At 63.4% G+C, this 16,940-nt stretch carries 15 protein-coding genes; 7 read left to right on the top strand and 8 right to left on the bottom strand.

The features are described from left to right. From trpA to trpB, 3 genes are all read right to left on the bottom strand, one after another. Nucleotides 1-375 (bottom strand): tryptophan synthase subunit alpha (trpA, locus tag GPJ75_RS24140; RefSeq protein WP_163272194.1); only part of this gene is annotated, 375 nt, incomplete at its 3' end. Beyond that, nucleotides 372-701, bottom strand: coding sequence for a divalent-cation tolerance protein CutA (gene cutA / locus GPJ75_RS24135; RefSeq protein ID WP_163272192.1), 330 nt, complete (start codon nt 699-701; stop codon nt 372-374). The genes trpA and cutA, both read right to left, overlap by 4 nt. An 11-nt stretch (nt 702-712) precedes the next feature. After that, complete coding sequence (trpB, locus tag GPJ75_RS24130) at nt 713-1,933, bottom strand: tryptophan synthase subunit beta (RefSeq protein ID WP_163272190.1); 1,221 nt, start codon at nt 1,931-1,933, stop codon at nt 713-715. A gap of 210 nt (nt 1,934-2,143) precedes the next feature. Between trpB and GPJ75_RS24125 the strand changes: the two genes are divergently transcribed. From GPJ75_RS24125 to GPJ75_RS24095, 7 genes are all read left to right on the top strand, one after another. Next, nucleotides 2,144-3,142, top strand: coding sequence for an AraC family transcriptional regulator (locus tag GPJ75_RS24125; protein WP_246249242.1), 999 nt, complete (start codon nt 2,144-2,146; stop codon nt 3,140-3,142). 184 nt (nt 3,143-3,326) lie between these two features. Continuing rightward, nucleotides 3,327-4,805, top strand: a complete 1,479-nt coding sequence (locus GPJ75_RS24120) for a xylulokinase (RefSeq protein WP_163272188.1) — start codon at nt 3,327-3,329, stop codon at nt 4,803-4,805. 32 nt (nt 4,806-4,837) lie between these two features. Continuing rightward, nucleotides 4,838-5,752: a sugar ABC transporter substrate-binding protein gene (locus GPJ75_RS24115; RefSeq protein ID WP_163272186.1), complete on the top strand. Its 915-nt coding sequence runs from the start codon at nt 4,838-4,840 to the stop codon at nt 5,750-5,752. An 11-nt stretch (nt 5,753-5,763) separates the two neighbouring features. Continuing rightward, nucleotides 5,764-7,278 (top strand): sugar ABC transporter ATP-binding protein, encoded by a 1,515-nt coding sequence (locus tag GPJ75_RS24110; protein WP_163272184.1) that lies wholly within the window; start codon nt 5,764-5,766, stop codon nt 7,276-7,278. A gap of 16 nt (nt 7,279-7,294) precedes the next feature. Then, nucleotides 7,295-8,224, top strand: coding sequence for an ABC transporter permease (locus tag GPJ75_RS24105; RefSeq protein ID WP_163272182.1), 930 nt, complete (start codon nt 7,295-7,297; stop codon nt 8,222-8,224). Then, nucleotides 8,221-8,931, top strand: coding sequence for a GntR family transcriptional regulator (locus GPJ75_RS24100; protein ID WP_163272180.1), 711 nt, complete (start codon nt 8,221-8,223; stop codon nt 8,929-8,931). The genes GPJ75_RS24105 and GPJ75_RS24100 overlap by 4 nt, the downstream gene beginning before the upstream one ends. 284 nt (nt 8,932-9,215) lie before the next feature. Beyond that, nucleotides 9,216-9,389 (top strand): hypothetical protein, encoded by a 174-nt coding sequence (locus tag GPJ75_RS24095; RefSeq protein WP_205602631.1) that lies wholly within the window; start codon nt 9,216-9,218, stop codon nt 9,387-9,389. A gap of 27 nt (nt 9,390-9,416) precedes the next feature. On the opposite strand, the gene GPJ75_RS24090 is transcribed toward GPJ75_RS24095, so the two are convergent. The 5 genes from GPJ75_RS24090 to GPJ75_RS24070 all read right to left on the bottom strand — a co-directional run bounded on the left by GPJ75_RS24090 (nt 9,417) and on the right by GPJ75_RS24070 (nt 16,929). After that, complete coding sequence (locus tag GPJ75_RS24090; protein WP_163272178.1) at nt 9,417-11,525, bottom strand: TonB-dependent siderophore receptor; 2,109 nt, start codon at nt 11,523-11,525, stop codon at nt 9,417-9,419. Nucleotides 11,526-11,692: 167 nt separating this feature from the next. Continuing rightward, on the bottom strand, nt 11,693-13,012 hold the full coding sequence (locus tag GPJ75_RS24085; RefSeq protein WP_343036377.1) for a D-amino acid dehydrogenase: 1,320 nt from the start codon (nt 13,010-13,012) through the stop codon (nt 11,693-11,695). Continuing rightward, entirely contained in the window at nt 12,937-13,716 is a 780-nt protein-coding gene (locus GPJ75_RS24080; protein WP_163272174.1) for an SDR family oxidoreductase, read from the bottom strand. The genes GPJ75_RS24085 and GPJ75_RS24080 overlap by 76 nt, the downstream gene beginning before the upstream one ends. An 18-nt stretch (nt 13,717-13,734) precedes the next feature. Beyond that, on the bottom strand, nt 13,735-15,972 hold the full coding sequence (locus GPJ75_RS24075) for a molybdopterin-dependent oxidoreductase (RefSeq protein ID WP_246249246.1): 2,238 nt from the start codon (nt 15,970-15,972) through the stop codon (nt 13,735-13,737). Between the two features lie 15 nt (nt 15,973-15,987). Further along, nucleotides 15,988-16,929 (bottom strand): dihydrodipicolinate synthase family protein, encoded by a 942-nt coding sequence (locus GPJ75_RS24070; protein WP_163272170.1) that lies wholly within the window; start codon nt 16,927-16,929, stop codon nt 15,988-15,990. Nucleotides 16,930-16,940 lie beyond the last annotated feature (11 nt).

Raw genomic sequence — 16,940 nt, 5'->3', positions numbered from 1 at the left:
GATGCCGGCTTCCACCGCATCCTTGAGGAAGCGGTCGACGCCGTAGATGTAGATGGGGTTGTAGTAGCCCATCATGACGATCGGCGTGTGGTCGTCCTCCTGGCGGAAGCTCTTGGCCATCTGCAGCGTCCTGGCCAGCGTTTGTCCGCCCTTCAGGGCCCGCAGGCCCGCCGCCTGGATGGCCGGGCCGTCGGCCATGGGGTCGGAGAACGGCATGCCGAGCTCGATGATGTCGGCGCCGGCCTTCGGCAGCGCCTTCATGATCGACAGCGCGGTCGCGTAGTCCGGGTCGCCGCCCATGAAATAGGTCACCAGCGCCGGCCGGTTCTCCTGCCTGAGCTTGGCGAAAAGCGTGTCGATGCGCGTGGCGGTCATGCCGGCTCCCTTGTTTCCTTGCGCAGCCAGTCGGCATAGCGCTGATCGATGTCGCCGATCGCCGTCGCCACGATGGACGGTGTGTCGTAGGGGTGCAGCGGGCGCACGGTCGCGCACACGGCCTCGAAATGCTCGGCGCGCGTCTTCAAGAGCAGCGGCACCTCTTGCGCCGTCTCCACCGCCCCCCGCCAGCGATAGCGGCTTTCGACGGCCGCGAAGATGCTGGCGCAGGCGACCAGCCGCTTTTCGATGCAGGCATCGGCTATTCTTCCCGCCGTCTCCCGGTCGGGGCAATTGACCCATATGTCGACGAAATGCAGCGTCATGGCCGTTGGTGTCAGATATCCATGTCGAGATGCCTGGCGACGGAGAAGACGTCCTTGTCGCCGCGCCCGCACAGGTTCATGACGATGATCTTGTCGCGTGCCATGGTCGGCGCGCGCTTGACGACCTCGGCCAGCGCGTGGGACGGCTCCAGCGCCGGGATGATGCCCTCGAGCCTCGTCAGAAGCTGGAAGGCCTCCAGCGCCTCGTGGTCCATGATGGGCACGTAGTCGACGCGGCCGGACTCCTTCAGCCACGCATGCTCCGGGCCGATGCCGGGATAGTCGAGCCCGGCGGAGATGGAGTGCCCGTCCTTGATCTGCCCGTCCGCGGTCTGCAGCAGGTAGGTGCGGTTGCCGTGCAGCACGCCGGGCCGGCCGGCCGTCAGCGAGGCGCAGTGCTCGTCGCCGGCAAGCCCCCTGCCGCCGGCTTCCACGCCGACGAGGGCTACCTCCTTGTCGTCGAGGAAGGGGTGGAACAGGCCGATGGCGTTGGAGCCGCCGCCGACCGCCGCCACCAGCAGGTCCGGCAGCCGCCCCTCGGCCTGCACGATCTGCTCCTTCACTTCCGTGCCGATCACCGACTGGAAGTCGCGCACCATCTCCGGATAGGGGTGCGGGCCGGCCGCCGTGCCGATCAGGTAATAGGTGTCCTCGACATTGGTCACCCAGTCGCGCAGCGCCTCGTTCATGGCGTCCTTCAGCGTGCCGTGGCCGGCCGACACCGGCTTCACCTCGGCCCCCAGAAGCTTCATGCGGAAGACGTTGGGCGCCTGCCGCTCGACATCGGTGGCGCCCATATAGACGACGCAGGGCAGGCCGAAGCGGGCGGCCACCGTGGCCGTCGCCACGCCGTGCTGACCCGCCCCCGTCTCGGCGATGATGCGCCTCTTGCCCATGCGCTGCGCCAAGAGGATCTGGCCCAGGCAATTGTTGATCTTGTGCGAGCCCGTGTGGTTCAGCTCGTCGCGCTTGAAGTAGACCTTGGCCCCGCCCAGATGCGCGGTCAGCCGTTCAGCGAAATAGAGCGGCGAGGGCCGGCCCGTGTAGTGCGTGCCAAGATGCGCCAGCTCGCCCGCAAACGCCGGGTCGTTCCTGGCCGCCGCCCAGTGCGCCTCAAGATCCAGGATCAAAGGCATCAGCGTCTCGGCGACAAAGCGGCCGCCGAAGATCCCGAACATCCCACCTTCGTCTGGACCCGTCCGGAACGAGTTGGGTCTGGTCTGCGCGGTCATGGCCGTTGCCCTCTTTGTGGAACACCGCAATCATGCGCAGGCCCGAAGGTAACAAGTCAAACAAGGCAAAGGGGAGAATCCAAAAATCCAAAGGCCTTGAATCCAAAGGGACTGCACGTTTCCTGAATTTGCGATCATCGGCCAACTTGTTCCTTCTCCCCGCATTCGTTCTGCGCGGTGGACAGGGATTTTTCGCCTGCCTATTCTGCTATGATGACGGTGCCCGATCTCATCGATGCCTCGAACCGGCTCAGCCAGGTGCCGGGATTGCGCACTTCTCACGTTGCCGAGGCCGTAGCCGCGATTTCGGCGCGCTACCGCCCACACAGCCTGACGATGCCACAGGGCGAGACGGCACTGGACTTCCGCCACCACGTCATCACTGGCGAAGGCACTTCGCTCAATCTTCTGCGCTACGGACCCGACGTCGTCGTGGAAGCCGGCATGTTCGACACCTTCTACATGCTCGAATTCCCCTTAAAAGGTGGGGCTGACGTCTTGTACGGCAATCAGCGCGTCTCCTCGCGGAGGGGAAGCGGCCTCATCCTGTCGCCCGGCTCCTACGTGCGTTCCAACTGGCACGCCGACACAACACAGATCATGTTGCGCCTGGAGCGCGGTTTCGTGGAGCGCGCCTACCGGCGCTATGTCGGCAAGCCGCTTCGCTGCACGCCGATCTTCGCCCCGGAGATCGATCTCGACGCACCTGCCGGCCGGCGGATCGCCAGGCTTATCGGCCTGATGGTCGCCGAGCAGATGGAGTTATCCTCGCCCGCACATGCCGCGCCGTCACCCACGCCGCTAGTCAACGCCGTGCTTGAAACGGTCTTCGAGCACATACCCTGCACGGCGGTCGAAACGGCGAGCGCCACCGTCAGCGGTCCGCTGCCGCACTATGTGCGCCGTTTCAAGGCGATGCTCGACGATCCATCCATGCTTGGAATGACGATCGGCGCGCTGGCGGCACGGCTCGGCGTGTCGCAGCGCACATTGACGACCGGCATGCGACGCTTCGTCGGGGTGTCGCCGCATGAGTATCTGACCGTGCGCCGCATGGAGCACGCATGCATGCTTCTGGCACACAGCGGCCTGCTGGTGGGCGATATCGCGTCTCGCGTTGGCTATGCCAATGCCGGGCGTTTCGCTGCCGCCTTCCGGTGCTATTCCGGCGCTAGCCCGGCGCGGTACGGCAAATACCTGCGGCCATAGCTTGTCCGAATCGAGAAGACTTTGTCCCTCTTGGGAAGCATATCGCGCAGCACCGTGGGACTGTCCTTGACAAGCCACCGCCGGCGGCATGCTCTCCACGGTTAACGCGCGATACAAGAACACGAAGCGTCTCACAGCGCGATTGCGCGCACGATGAACGCCGGGAGGGGATCATAGCGTTCGTATGGGAACGGGGTTGAACCAGAATCTTTTGGTCATCGACATAGGCTCGTCAGCCTTGAAGGCTGTCGTGTTCGGGGAGGGCGGGACTATCCGCGCGGTGAACGCGCACCCGATCCAGACGCGATCGGGCGCCGACCGGTCTAAGGAACAGCACCCCGAAGAATGGTGGTCCGCGCTGAAGGCGGCGCTCGTTGATATCGAGAGCAAGGATGCCGTCGCGGCCATAGCCTTTACCGGCTCCATGCAGAACCTGATCCCACTTTCGGCCGACGGCCTGCCGCTCGGACACGCGGTGCTCTATTCGGACCGGCGACTCGATGAAGCGACCGTCGCCATGCTTTCAGAGCAACTTCCCGACGATTATGGGCAGCGCACCGGAAACCACCTCGATCCAGCACATACCATCCTGAAGCTGATGTGTCTCGACCGCTTCCTTCCGGATAGCGCCCTGGGAAAGGACGTGTATTGGGCCTTTGGCGCCAAAGACGCCGTCACCTTCAGATTGACAGGACGCGCTGTCACCGACCCTACGACAGCCTCCACGACCGGCCTGATGAACATGGCCACGCGCGGTTGGGATAGTGAGCTTTTGAGATGCGCTGACCAGGGCGCGGAGGTCTTGCCGGAGATATTGCCGGCCGACGCTGTCGTCGGGCCGATCCTGCCCGAGCCCGCAAATGAACTTGGGCTGCCTGCAGGCATACCCGTCTATAATGGTACCGGCGACGCCGCCGCTGCCACTTGGGGCGCCTTTGCCGATCGGCCCGGCTCGGCCTATGCCTATCTCGGCACTACCGGCTGGGTGGCAGCCACCCTGCCGATGTCTCAGGCAGCCCCGCCCCGGACGATCTATACGCTCGCGGACCCTGTCCGACCGGGTCACGCCATCATCATCTCGCCATTTCTGACGGCGGGTGCGGCCATGGACTGGTTGGCCGAACTGACAGGAAAACCGGTCGGCGCCTTGCTTGCCGAGGCGCAGCCGGCCGATAACACGCCGCCCACCTCCCTTTTCCTCCCCTATTTATCGGGCGAGCGCGCCCCGTTTGAAGACCAGCGCGTGCGTGGTGCCTTTCTTGGTCTCGACCGCGTTCACGACAGCGGCGCGCTGGCCTACGCCGTGATGGAAGGCGTCGCCTTTGCCGTCCGACATAATCTGGAATACGCCGGCCTGCCGCCGTCGCCGCTGACGGTCATCGGCGGCGCCGCACGTAACCCATTGCAGCAGCAGATGCTCGCCGATGCGCTGAAGCAAGAGATCTCCATTCCAGACGATAGCCTGGAGATGACGGCGCTCGGCGTACTGCGGATAGTGGCGCCTAAGACGGGGATTATGGTCGATAACAGTGCGCTCGCGCGCGCCAACAAAATAATTGCACCGCGCCCCGAGCGGGCGGACCGCGCAGACGGAAGGTATCGGACCTATCTGGCCGCATCGGATTTCGCGCGCAAGCAGGCCGGATGGCTGAGCCAGGGCTGAGAAAGACCGGGAACCAAATAAAGGAGGGTAAAATGAAACGGATACTGTCAATGCTGACGGCGCTTGCTGGAGTGGGCGCGGTAACCGGCGCTTGGGCGGAAGAAGTCGCGGTACTCACACCCTATCTAAGCTCCGTTGCCACCAACGACATGGTGGAGACGTTCACAGGCAATTCCGAGGCCAAGGGCTGGAGCGTGAATGTCGTGGATACGCGCGGCGATTTTCAACAGCTTGCCAGCCGCATCGAGGACGTGACGAACGCCGGCGTCGACGCCATCGTTCTGGTCAGCGTCGATCCCAACCAGGTGGGCGACCAGGTGGCCGCGGCGGCCGAAAAGGGCATTCCCGTTTTCGCGCTCGACGGCGCTCTGGCCGACGGTGTCAGCGCCAACATCACTACCGACAATTTCGCTCTCGGCACGATCTTGTCGGATTACCTGTTCGAGGCACTCGGCGGCGAGGGCAACATCGTCAAGTTCTTCCACTCTGCGCATCCCGGTGTGCGCCAGCGCGAACTCGCGTTGGACAAGGCGCTTGAGGAGAACTCGAATATCAAGGTGATCGCCGAGCATTATGTACAGGTGCCGGGCCCGATCGATAATGCGCGCCAGGCCATGGAGACCTTTATCCGCCAGCACGGCGAGGAGATCGACGGCGTGTGGGCCGCCTGGGACGAACCCGCCATCGGCGCGCTTCTGGCGCTGCAGAGCGACATGCCCGATTCCGACATCGTGATCGCCGGCATCGACGGCAATCCGCAGGCGGTCGACCTGATCGGTCAATGCACCAATCTGGTCGCGACCGTGCGCCAGGACTTCGCAGGCATTGCGCGGGCGGCGGTAGAGGAGATCGGCGCGGTGTTCGACGGCGGCCAGCCTAGCGGCAAGGAAATATTCGTCGATGCCATGGTCGTCGACCGCGAAAGCCTTGGCGCCGATTGCGAATAGCCGCCATCGCGATGCTCCAGATTGACGGGCTCACGAAACGGTTCGGCGGCGTCATGGCGCTTGACGGCGTGCAGATGCGTGTCGCCGCCGGGCGTGTTCATGCGCTTCTTGGAGAAAACGGCGCCGGCAAATCCACGCTGTTGAAATGCCTTTCGAGTGTTCATCGGCCCGACGGCGGCACGATGCGGATCGCCGGCCGCGCCTATGCACCCGCCGACCCGCATGCTGCGGAAGGTTCGGGCCTGCGTTTCGTGCACCAGGAACTCAACCTCGTACCCGGCTTCACGGCTTACGAGAATGCCTTCGTCGGGCGTCGCTATCCGCGCAGATTCGGTCTTGTCGGGTGGCGCGAGATGCGAGCGCGCTTTGCCGCCGTGCGCGACCGGCACGGGCTGGACCTCGACATCGACATAGCGGTCGGCCAGCTATCGACGGCCAAGTGCCAGATCGTCGAGATCCTGCGTTCGCTCATGGACGAAGCGCGGATCCTGGTACTCGACGAGCCCACGGCCTCACTCAGCGAAGGCGAAGCCGAGATATTGCGCGGGGTCGTCCGTCGGCTTGCCGACCATGGCTGCGCCGTCATCTTCGTCTCGCACAGGCTCGACGAGATATTCGCCGTGGCCGACGACTACACGGTGCTGCGCAACGGCCGAACGGTGGGCGAGGGACATCTGAAAGACACGACGCGTGACCAGATCGTGGCCCTGATGGCCGGTGAGGAATTGAAGCACGAACGGGCCGCTGTGCCGGGCAAGATCGGCGCGCCCCTGCTTGAACTTTCAGGCTTCACACCGGCATCTTTCCGTCCGCCACTCGCGCTCACGGTGGCGCAAGGAGAGATCGTCGGTCTTTACGGCGTCGTCGGCAGCGGGCGGTCGAGCCTCCTTGCCTCCATCTGGGGCGCCAATTCGCTTGCGCGCGGCGAAATCAAGATCAACGGAAAGGTGCTGCCCTGTTCCGGTATTGCAGACCGGATAGCCGCAGGTGTGGCCTATGTTCCCGAAGACCGGCGCAATTGCGGCCTCGTCATGCACCATTCGGTACTGGACAACGCGATGCTGCCGCGCCTGTCGCTATATCGCGCAATATCAAAACTGCCGGTACTTTCCTGGCGTGCCGCACGCCGCGGTGTCCGCAAGCTTCTTGCCGACCGCAATGTAAAATATGGAAAGCTCTCCGACCGTGTTTCCACGCTCTCGGGAGGCAATCAGCAAAAGATCATGATCGGCCGCTGGTTCGGCGATGAAGCGGGGCTTCTTCTGCTCGACGAGCCGACACGCGGCGTCGACGTGCGCTCGAAGGCGGAGATTCATGCAATGTGCCGTCGATTTGCTGAAAGCGGCGGTGCTGTCCTGTTCGTGACGAGCGACATAGAGGAGTTGCTGATGCTGGCGGGCCGCGTGCTGGTGATGGCGCACGGTCGTATCACGCTCGATGCGCCGAACGATGCCGTCACCCGGCAATCGGTTCTCGATGCGACCTTCCATGCGCCCGATCACGGCGATCTCCAGAAAGCCGATTAGCCGGAGAGGTACACCTGTGAATTTTTCCGCCCGCTACGGAACGCTGTTCGGCCTTGCCGCTATCGTCGCCCTGTTTTCGGTGCTGTCACCGGAGGCGTTCGCCAAGAGCTCCAATCTCATCAACATAACCCAGCAGATGTCGCTTTTGGCCATTGTGGCACTGGGGGCGACCTTCGTGATGTCGCTGTCGGAGTTCGACCTTTCGGTGGGTGCGGTGGTGTCGATGGCCGGCATCGTCTCCGTCAGCTTGTTCGGCGCCGGCTGGGGCATCGTTCCGACCATCATTGCCACGCTTGCGGCGGGCTTCGCTGTCGGCTGCATCAGCGGTTTTCTGGTGGCGACCTGGCGCATGCCGAGCTTCATCATGACGCTTGCCATGGGCACGATCGTCGGCGGCATTACTTTCTGGATCAGCGACGGCGCCACCCTCTTCGGCAACATTCCCGATGCATTCAGGGACATGGGCCGGGGCTATCTTGCCGCCGTGCCGGTGCTGACGCTCTGGGCGCTCGGCGCCACGATCTTCGCAGCACTGATCCTCGACTATACCGAACTCGGGCGGCGCATGCAGGCCATCGGCGGCAACCGCGAGGCTGCACGGCTCACCGGCGTGCCCATCGTGCCGAGCAGCGTCTATGCGTTTGGCCTGTGTACATTGCTTGCCGCCGTCGCCGGCCTCCTGCTCACCGCACGGCTTGGCAGCGCGCATCCGACCGGCGGCAATGGCTTTCTGCTTCAAGCCTATGCCGCCGTTTTTCTCGGCATGACGGCTTTTCGCGACGGCCAGCCCAACGCGGCGGGCACGTTGCTGGGCGCGGCGATCATCGCCGTTGTCGCCAACGGCCTCACCATCCTCGGCGTTCCCAACTACCTCCAGGACATCTTCACCGGCCTCATCATCATCGCCGCGGTTCTTGTGCGCAACGTTGGACGAAAGGCGCAATGACCGCGGGAAATGCCGGTTCAGCCTATATGCGCGTCGCGCAGGCAATGGCTGCGGAACTCTCCAACGGCTTTTGGAAAAAGGGGGACGCACTTCCCTCCGAATCCGACCTTGCGGCGCATTTCTCGGTCAGCCGCAAGACGATCCGTCAGGCTCTTGCGATGATCCAAAAGGAGGGCATCGTATCGAAAGGCCAGGGGCGGCGGACACTTATTGAGCGCCGAGCCATTCGGCCAGACAGGCAGCGTTTGACGGACTTTCCTTCCGCCGCACGCGAAGCAGGCTTCCTACCGGCCACACGGCTTCTCTCGATCGAGGAAATACCTGCCAGGCTGACGGAAGCACACGTGCTCGGGCTTTCCCTTTCGGAACCCGTCTCGAAAGTCTGCCGCGTGCGCATCCTGGAGGGCCGGCCGGTCATACGGCAGGTCTCGATCATCCCCAACACAATCGCCGCCAGATTGCCAATGCATTCGTTGCACACCCGCTCTCTCTACGAACTGGTGCGCGCGCACCACACAGACACGCTCATTCTAGCTTCCCAGCATGTGTTCGTCATTGCCGCTACCGGCCGCGAAGCAGCGGATCTCAAGGTTGACGAAGGGGCACCTCTGCTTCGTATCCAAAGGCTCGTCACTGACGGTGAAGGCACACCAGTCGAGTATTCCGATTCAGTCGTGCGAGACGACGTGTTTCTCTTCTCCACGTAGCGCAGACTCTTCCGCAAGAATTTATGCGTTGGCGTCTCCCCTGAAAGCACGCTCGCGGGAGCCGACGGCAACACGCAGTTTGTCAATTTCGATCAGAACGCGTGTTTGGAACCGTGCCATCTTGCGTACGGCGGGGGCTGAGCGTGGAATCAGTCGAAGAGATCATCATTCGCACCGTCTCGTTGATTGCACCAGCCGTCGCTGGGATCCGTGGCACACCGACATCACACCTGTAATCCATCTGATCTGCCTTGTCTTGGTCCGTGGTGCACGTAAACAAGGGCTTGGCTGGCGCCCCCGCCGAGGCGGTCGAGGCGGCGAGGGACACAGCGATCCATCCGGCAGTTCTCGACGCCTTCGCGCTCGCCATCAGCGGGGCGGAGGGGCCACCGGCCCACCCCGGTATTCCCGGCCACGAGCCTGACATAGCCACCGCCCGCCGGCAGGCAGGCGAATGAGTGGCCGGCCCATTCGCAGTTATCCTCTCAGAACCGGTAACGCAGGCTGCCGAAGATCGACCGGCCTTCATCCCAGTAGCAGTTGCCCGCCGTGCAGATGGGCTTGCGCTCGTCGAACAGGTTCTTGGCGTTGACCTGCAGCATCAGCCCCTCGAGCTTCGGGTTGTTCGCACCGAAGTCATAGGAGAGTGCCGCGTCGACGAAGACGCGATCCTCGTTCTTGAACGAGTTCAGGTCGTCGCCGTAGCTCTCGCCGACATAGCGCACGCCGGCGCCCAGACCGAGGCCCGCCGCCGGACCGTCCCGAAACGTGTAATGCGCCCACAGCGACAGGATATGGTTGGGGGTGGAGGAGAGTTCGTTGCCCTCCGTTCCCGCGGCGCCCCGCTCGATCTTCATGCGCATGTAGGTGTAGGAAGCGATAAGGCTTAAGCCGTTGTCGAAAGAGGCGGTCGCCTCCAACTCGAGCCCTTGGGCGTTGAGGTCCAGCTGTCGTTGGCGCTGATTGCCCCCTTCGTCGAAGGTGCCGTCATAGACCACACCATCCGTCTGGTCGATGTTGAAATATGCCGCGCCGAGCACCGCGTTGTAGTCGGGTATCTCGTACTTGACGCCGACTTCCACCTGCTCGCCCTTGGTCGGCCGCGCCACCCGCCTCTCATCGGTCGCGCTGTCATAGACGAGACCCAGGTTCGGCGAGAACGAGGTCGAGTAGTTCGCATAGGGGATGATGCCCCATTCCGTGCGGTAGGACAGGCCGAGCCTGCCGGAGAATTCTTTGTCGCTCTGCTCGGTTTCCATAAGCTGGTAGTCGGTGCTGCGGCTTTCGACCCAGTCGTAGCGGCCGCTGGCAAAAAGTGTGAAGCCGTTCCACTGCATCTGGTCGTGCAGGTAGAGACCGACCTGGTGCATCGTCTGGCTGCCCGAGAAGGCAAGCGGCATGGCGGCGATATCGTCTACCGAGGTGTAGGAAACGCCGTTATAGGCTTCGTAATCCGACCAGCCGTAGTCGAGGCCCGCGACCGCGACATGGCTCACCGATCCGGTATCGAACTCGAACTGCGCCATGTTGTCCACGACGAAGTTCTTCATGTCCTCCTTGTAGTGGCCCCAGTAGCGGGCAAGTACGTCGGGGCCGGTCGGATAGTGGCCGCTATATTCCAGATCGGCATCGACGGTGTTGAAGCGCAGGTTCTGGCGAACGGCGAGCAGGTCGTTGAAGCGATGCTCGAACTCGTAGCCGATACGGCCTTGAAGCCCGGTGAAATCGTTCCAGGCCGGATCGCCTTCGTAGATGTTGGACACCTCGCCATAGGCGGGATTGTAAAAGAACGCCGTCCCGCCGATAACCGCGCGGGAGATCTCGCCGAGCACCGTCAGCTTCGTGTCCTCATCGGGCTTCAACGTTATGGCCGGTGCGAGGTAAAACTTGTCGTCCGGATAGCCCGCAAGCTCGGTGTCGGAGAGCCGGCCGAGGCCGGTCAGGCGGTAGAGGATGGTCCCCTCTTCGTTGGCCGGACCGGACAGGTCGAAGGCTGTCTGATAACGGTCGTGCGTGCCGCCAAGGAACTCGATTTCGCGGAACTGCTCGTCCTTCGGCCGTTTGGTCACCAGGTTGACTATGCCGCCAGGGCCGCTGACGCCGTAGAGCGAGGAAGCGGGGCCCTTGAGCACCGTGAGACCCTCGATGCCGTAAGGCTCGGTCTTGAACCAGGCGGACGGGCCGTTGTACTGGCGCAAGCCGTCCCGGAATAGGCCGTTGTAGTAGGCCGGGAAGCCGCGCAGGTAAAAGGCATCGTAGCGGCTGTCGAAGCCGAAGCTGTTGGGATTGGTGCTCGCGGTGTAGCCGAGCGTTTCGTTTAGCGTGCGCGGCTTCTGATCCTCGATCTGGTCCTGCGTCACTACCGAGATCGCTTGCGGTATCTCGGAAATCGGCGTGTCGACCTTGGTGCCGATCCTGTCTTCCTTAGCGACATAGCCGTCCTGGACGAGGATATCGTCGCTTTCTGCCTCGACCTCCAGCCGTTCAAGAACCGTCGGCGTCTCCTGCGCAACAGCTTGCGATGCTGGCCAGGACAGCGCGCTCGTAGCCATCAGAGCGAAGTTGAGCGAACGGAACAACGAAGGAAAAGACACGGCGCGCCCCTTGCGACCAAGGCAAATTGATTGTTCTGGGTCGCTTGCCCGGCAAAGACACGGCTGCCTGGCGAAATTGCTATTAAAGATGATATATTATGTCAACTTATAACAGGAGTGATCGGCGGATAGGAACAGGCCCACTGTGACGCATCCGGCCGCATAGCCTAGTAATCGATCTCCGGACGGCGTCCTGAGATCATTGCAGCCAGATAGCTGGATGTGCCGCAAGCCTGCGTCCAGCCATTCGAGCCGTGGCCGGCATTGACGAAGAGATTACCGAATTCCGTTGCCCCGACGCGGGCCGGGCCGTCGGGCGTCATCGGCCTGAAACCGCACCAGACGCTGCTTCGCGCATAGTCGGCCGCGTCGGGGAAAAGCGCCCGTGCCCGCTCGCGAATATCCGCGAGCGCAGTTTCGCGGAGGTTGCGATCGAATCCGGCGATTTCCGCCACACCGGCTGCCCGAAGCCGATTTCCGAGCCGCGTGATCATCACCTTGGAGTGCTCGTCCATCACCGAGGATTGCGGCGCTTGATCCGGCGCGGTGATCTCGCAGGTGATCGAATACCCCTTGACCGGATAGACCGGCATCCGGATGCCGACCGTGCGCAGCAGGGCTGGCGCAAATGGGCCACAGGCGACAACATAGGCATCCGCCTTGATGTCGCCTGCCGTTGTGACGGCCTTTTCAATCCTGCCCGCGGCATGATCGAGCCGCAGGACGCCAGTGCCATAGCGAAAACCGCAACCGCGCGCCGTAAGGAGCTCCGCAAGCCGAACGCAGAAAAGCTGGCAGTCTCCGGTCTCGTCATTAGGCAGGTGCAGTCCGCCACGGATCTCGGCAGCGCTCGTCTTCAGCGCGGGTTCGATGGCATTGACGTCTTCCCTGCCGACGAGGCGATGCGCGATGCCAAGCCGCTCCAGGACCGCGGCCGCGCGGGCGCCTCCTTCCATCTCCTCCTGTGTGGCGAAAATCTGCAGGACGCCATTGGCGGCATTGTCATAGGCAATACCCGTCTCCTCCCGCAGCGCGACGAGACAGGTCTTGCTGTAATGGGCCATGAGCTGCATGCGCGCTTTGTTTTCGGCGAAACGCGCCGCCGTGCAGTTCAGAAGGAAACGGAACATCCAAGACCACTGGCGCACATCGAGCCGCGGCCGGAACTTCAACGGCGCGCTTTCCTTGAACATCCACTTGAGCGCCTTCAAGGGCATCCCCGGTGCCGCCCAAGGGCCCACAAAGCCAGGGCAAACGCCGCCGGCATTAGCGAAGCTTGTCTCCATCGCGGGGCCGGAGCAGCGCTCGACGACGGTCACCTCGTGACCCTGCTTCGTCAGATACCAGGCCGTGGTCACACCCACGATCCCGGCGCCGATGACCAGAACTCTCATAGACGCTGAAGCCTTGCCTAGTAGGTGCCCGGGTAACTGCCGCCGTCGATCAGCAGGTTTTGACCGGTGATGTAGCCCGCATACGCGCTGCAGAGAAAGGCGAAATAGGCGCCTATCTCTTCCGTCCCCCCATAGCGGCCGGCGGGATTGGAGCGCGCGCGCTCCTGCCAGATGTCATCAAAACTCTTGCCTGTCTCCTCGAGCATGCCCCGAATGTGTTCGCGCTGGGCGTCGCTGTCGAAGATGCCAGGCAACAGGTTGTTGATCGTCACGTTCTTCGCCACGGTCTGGCGCGCAAGGCCTGCCGTGAACCCGACGAGGCCGGAGCGCGCGCCGTTCGACAGGCCGAGTTCCGGCTGGGCGATCTTGACGCTGCGCGAGACGATGTTGACGATGCGCCCGAAGCCGCGCGCCATCATCCCGTCCACCGTCGCCTTCATCATTTCGATGGGCGGCAGCATCATGAGGTCGATCGCGGCGATCCAATCGTCCCTTCCCCAATTGCGGAAATCGCCGGGCGGACAGCCACCGGCATTGTTGAGCAGTATGTCCGGCTCAGGGCATGCGGCAAGCGCGGCCATGCGCCCGGTCGGCGTCGTCACATCCGCCACGACCGGTGTCACCTCACTTCCGGTCGCCGCACGTATCTCCTCCGCGGTCGCAAGAAGCGTCGCTTCCGTGCGTGCAACGATGGTGACGGCAACGCCCTCCCGCGCCAGCGCCATTGCGCAAGCTTTGCCAATGCCCTTGCTGGCGCCTGTCAGAAGCGCCCTGCGATCGCCTATACCCAGATCCATTCGGTCAGCTCCCGTTTGTCATCGCACGGCCGGCCGGTACGGCTCGACCCTCACCAGTGCGCTCAGTGCCGCGCAGGCCTGGCCGAGCGCCGACGTCCTCCGGTCCGCCGTCAGGACATTCGGGTTGCCATTGCTCTCCAGCCAATCGTGCTGTCGGTCCGGCTCGAACCAGGCCCCCGTCGGCATGACGAGAACGCCAGGACCGACGTGCCCGCCGAGATGCGCAACGGCCAGGCAGGCTCCTCTGTCGTTCCACAGCCGCACCAGATCGCCCTCGCGGATCCCGCGTGCATCCGCATCCCGCCCGTTGATCTCGACCGTCTCAGGCGCGTTCTTCCTCCGCGTCTGATAAAGCTGGCTGTGCAGCCGCTTTTCAGGCTGGTTCGTTACCAGATGCAGTTCGCCATCCTGCGCAACTCCAAGCCACTCTTGCGGCTCGAGCCATGCAGGATGTGGCGGACAGTCTGCATAGCCAAAACCCGCAATCGTCCGGGAAAAGAGTTCGATGCGCCCGGATGGCGTCTTCAGAGGATTGGCGTCCGGATCGCGCCGGAAAGCGTCAAAAAGCACCTCGGGCGCTTCGGGCTCGGGCACTGCCCAGAAACCGGCATCCCAGAAGGCATCGAAGGAGGGCACCTCGATCCCCTCCCTTTCACCGCGCGCCTCGGTCTTGCTCCAGAGCCGGCGCAGCCATCCGTTCTCATCGAGCCCCTCATCGAAGACCGTTTGGCGGCCGAGCCGGTCTGCGAGGTCGCGGAAGATCAGGAAATCGTCTCTTGCCTCCCCTACCGGTTCGATGAGCTTCGGCATGGCGAAAACGAAGGGATCGCGCGAGGAACCGCCGATGTCGTTGCGCTCCGCGCTGGTGGTGGCGGGCAGGACGATATCGGCACGCCGCGCGGTGGGTGTCCACCATGGTTCGTGGACGATGACCGTCTCCGGACGGCGCCAGGCAGCTTCCAGTTTGAAAAGGTCCTGCGCGTGGTGGAAGGGATTGCCGCCCGCCCAATAGACCAGCCGGACATCGGGAAAAACGACGTTCCGGCCGTTGAAGGCGATTTCCTTGCCGGGATTGAGGAAAGCCTCGACGAAAGAGGCAACGGGAACGGAGCTGTCTACGGGGTTCGACAAGACCTCCATCGCCGGCACGTAGCCGCGGCGCGCCGATGCGCCGACACCGTTGAGCGACCCGTAGCCGAAACAGAACCCGCCGCCGGGCAGGCCGATCTGTCCGAGCATCGCCGCAAGCGCGATCAAGGCCCAGAACGGCTGCTCGCCGTGATCGGCGCGCTGCAGCGACCACGAGGCGGTGAGCATCACCCGCCCCTGCCGGATGGCTTGCCAGAGCGTCAGAAGCGCCGCCTCCTCGACGCCGGAAATGCGAGACGCCCAGGCGATGGTCTTCGGCGTACCGTCGTCGGCTCCCCGGATATAAGCGAGGAATGCTTCGTGCCCCTGCGTATATCGTTCGAGGAAGGCCAGATCGGCCCGCCCCTCCAGAAGCGCCTGGTGGGCAAGCGCCAGCATTATGGCGGTATCGGTATTCGGCCGCGGCGCGATCCACGCGGCATCGACGCCTTCCGGACAATCACTGGCAAGGGGCGAGACGACGATGAATTTCACGCCGCGGCGTCGCGCCTTGGCGATGAAGCGGGGCATGTGGTGATTGCCGGCCCCACCGGAGGTCACGCGCCAGTTCTTCGGATTGAGGCCGCCGAAGGCGACGACGACATCGCTTTCTTGCGCGATCGTTTCCCAACTCGTAGCCGCGCTTGAAACAGCCTCGGCATCGCCCAGGACATGCGGCAGGATGGCGTGCGCGGCCCCCCAACTGTAGTTTCCCACCTGATCGGTGAAACCGCCGGTGGCAGCCAGGAAGCGCCTTACCTGCGTGCGCGCATGGTGGAAGCGACCGGCACTGGACCAGCCGTAGGACCCGCCGAACACCGAAGCCGCACCGTGCTCCGCATAAACCCGCTGAAGCTGCCCGGCGACCAAAGAAAGCGCGGTATCCCAGTCGACCGGAACCATCTCTTCGAGGCCGCGCCCCTCGCCGCCGGCACCTTCGCGACGCTGGAGGAAGCTCTTGCGCACATAGGGGCGGTCGATACGGCTTTCGGAATAGACGAGTTCGGGCCAGGCGCCGATCATCTGCGGATTGGCGCCGCCATCGGCCCAGGGCTGCGCGGCAACGAGACGGCCATTCTCGACGGTCGCTTCGAAAGCGCCCCAATGGCCAAGGCTTGTCCGCCGCACCGCGCCCAAGGCCGATTACTCCGCCGCGATGGCCGTGTGGGCAAGCTTGAACCCGTAGCGATCTTCAAGCCCGAGGCGATGAACCGCGTCGATGCCTGACTGAAGGGCGGCACCCGAAATGGGCTTCAGCGGCTTGCGCAGCGGTCCGGCGGGAAGACCGACCATACGCATCAGCGTCTTGACGGCGACTGGATTGATGGCCGAGTACGCAAAGTGCAGCATCGGCAGGTTTGTGAGCCACGCTTCGCGGCAGGCGAAGGCGTCGTCACCATTCTCCCATTTCTTCGAGATGACGGCCATCTCTCGCGGGATGATGTTGCCGGTCATGTTGGCTGTGCCGTCCCCGCCAAGCGCCATGGTCGGGATGACGAGACCGAGATTGGGCGAGCAGCAGCACATGATGGACATGTCCGGCTTTGCGGCACAGACCTGCGCCACCTGGCCGACGCGGGTGGTCGATTCCTTGAGGACGACCATGTTGGGGTGCTTTGCGATCTCGAGAATGTTCGTCCAGTGCAGGTCCGTCTTCACGCGCGGTGGGTTGTTGTAGAAGCCGATCGGAAAATCCTCCGCGTCGCAGACCTCCAGAACGTAATCGGTGATGGCCTCGTTATCGGCACAGATATAGGCGGGCGCCGCGATAATCGCGCCGTCGGCGCCCTCTGCCTTGGCATAGCACACGTAGTTGATGGTGGTTTCGGTGTTGTTGCCGGTGCAGCCGTAGTACATGAGCATGCTGCCGGGCTTCATCTTCGCCGTCTCAGAGATGATGGCGCGGCGCTCATCCGGTGACAGCATCGAGACCTCGCCGGTCGATCCCATGATGAGAACCGCCTCGGTGCCGTTCTCCGCATGCCAGTTGAGCAGGGTGCGGAAGCCTTCGAAATCTATGGATCCGTCATTGTTCATCGGCGTGACGAGTGCGACGAACGAACCCTTTGGCTTGATGTGCGGCATGGTCTTGTCCT

It is taken from the genome of Chelativorans alearensis (genome assembly GCF_010993735.1).
In the GTDB taxonomy this organism is placed as follows: Bacteria; Pseudomonadota; Alphaproteobacteria; order Rhizobiales; family Rhizobiaceae; genus Chelativorans; species Chelativorans alearense.
This window is presented reverse-complemented; position numbering and strand designations above follow the sequence as displayed.

What these genes read in the sequence shown, in the direction of transcription:
- cutA (WP_163272192.1), bottom strand. Translation starts at nt 701, where the DNA reads ATGACGCTGCATTTCGTCGACATATGGGTCAATTGCCCCGACCGGGAG.
- GPJ75_RS24120 (WP_163272188.1), top strand. Translation starts at nt 3,327, where the DNA reads ATGGGAACGGGGTTGAACCAGAATCTTTTGGTCATCGACATAGGCTCG.
- GPJ75_RS24080 (WP_163272174.1), bottom strand. Translation starts at nt 13,716, where the DNA reads ATGGATCTGGGTATAGGCGATCGCAGGGCGCTTCTGACAGGCGCCAGC.
- GPJ75_RS24115 (WP_163272186.1), top strand. Translation starts at nt 4,838, where the DNA reads ATGAAACGGATACTGTCAATGCTGACGGCGCTTGCTGGAGTGGGCGCG.
- trpB (WP_163272190.1), bottom strand. Translation starts at nt 1,933, where the DNA reads ATGACCGCGCAGACCAGACCCAACTCGTTCCGGACGGGTCCAGACGAA.
- GPJ75_RS24110 (WP_163272184.1), top strand. Translation starts at nt 5,764, where the DNA reads ATGCTCCAGATTGACGGGCTCACGAAACGGTTCGGCGGCGTCATGGCG.
- GPJ75_RS24100 (WP_163272180.1), top strand. Translation starts at nt 8,221, where the DNA reads ATGACCGCGGGAAATGCCGGTTCAGCCTATATGCGCGTCGCGCAGGCA.
- GPJ75_RS24070 (WP_163272170.1), bottom strand. Translation starts at nt 16,929, where the DNA reads ATGCCGCACATCAAGCCAAAGGGTTCGTTCGTCGCACTCGTCACGCCG.
- GPJ75_RS24125 (WP_246249242.1), top strand. Translation starts at nt 2,144, where the DNA reads ATGATGACGGTGCCCGATCTCATCGATGCCTCGAACCGGCTCAGCCAG.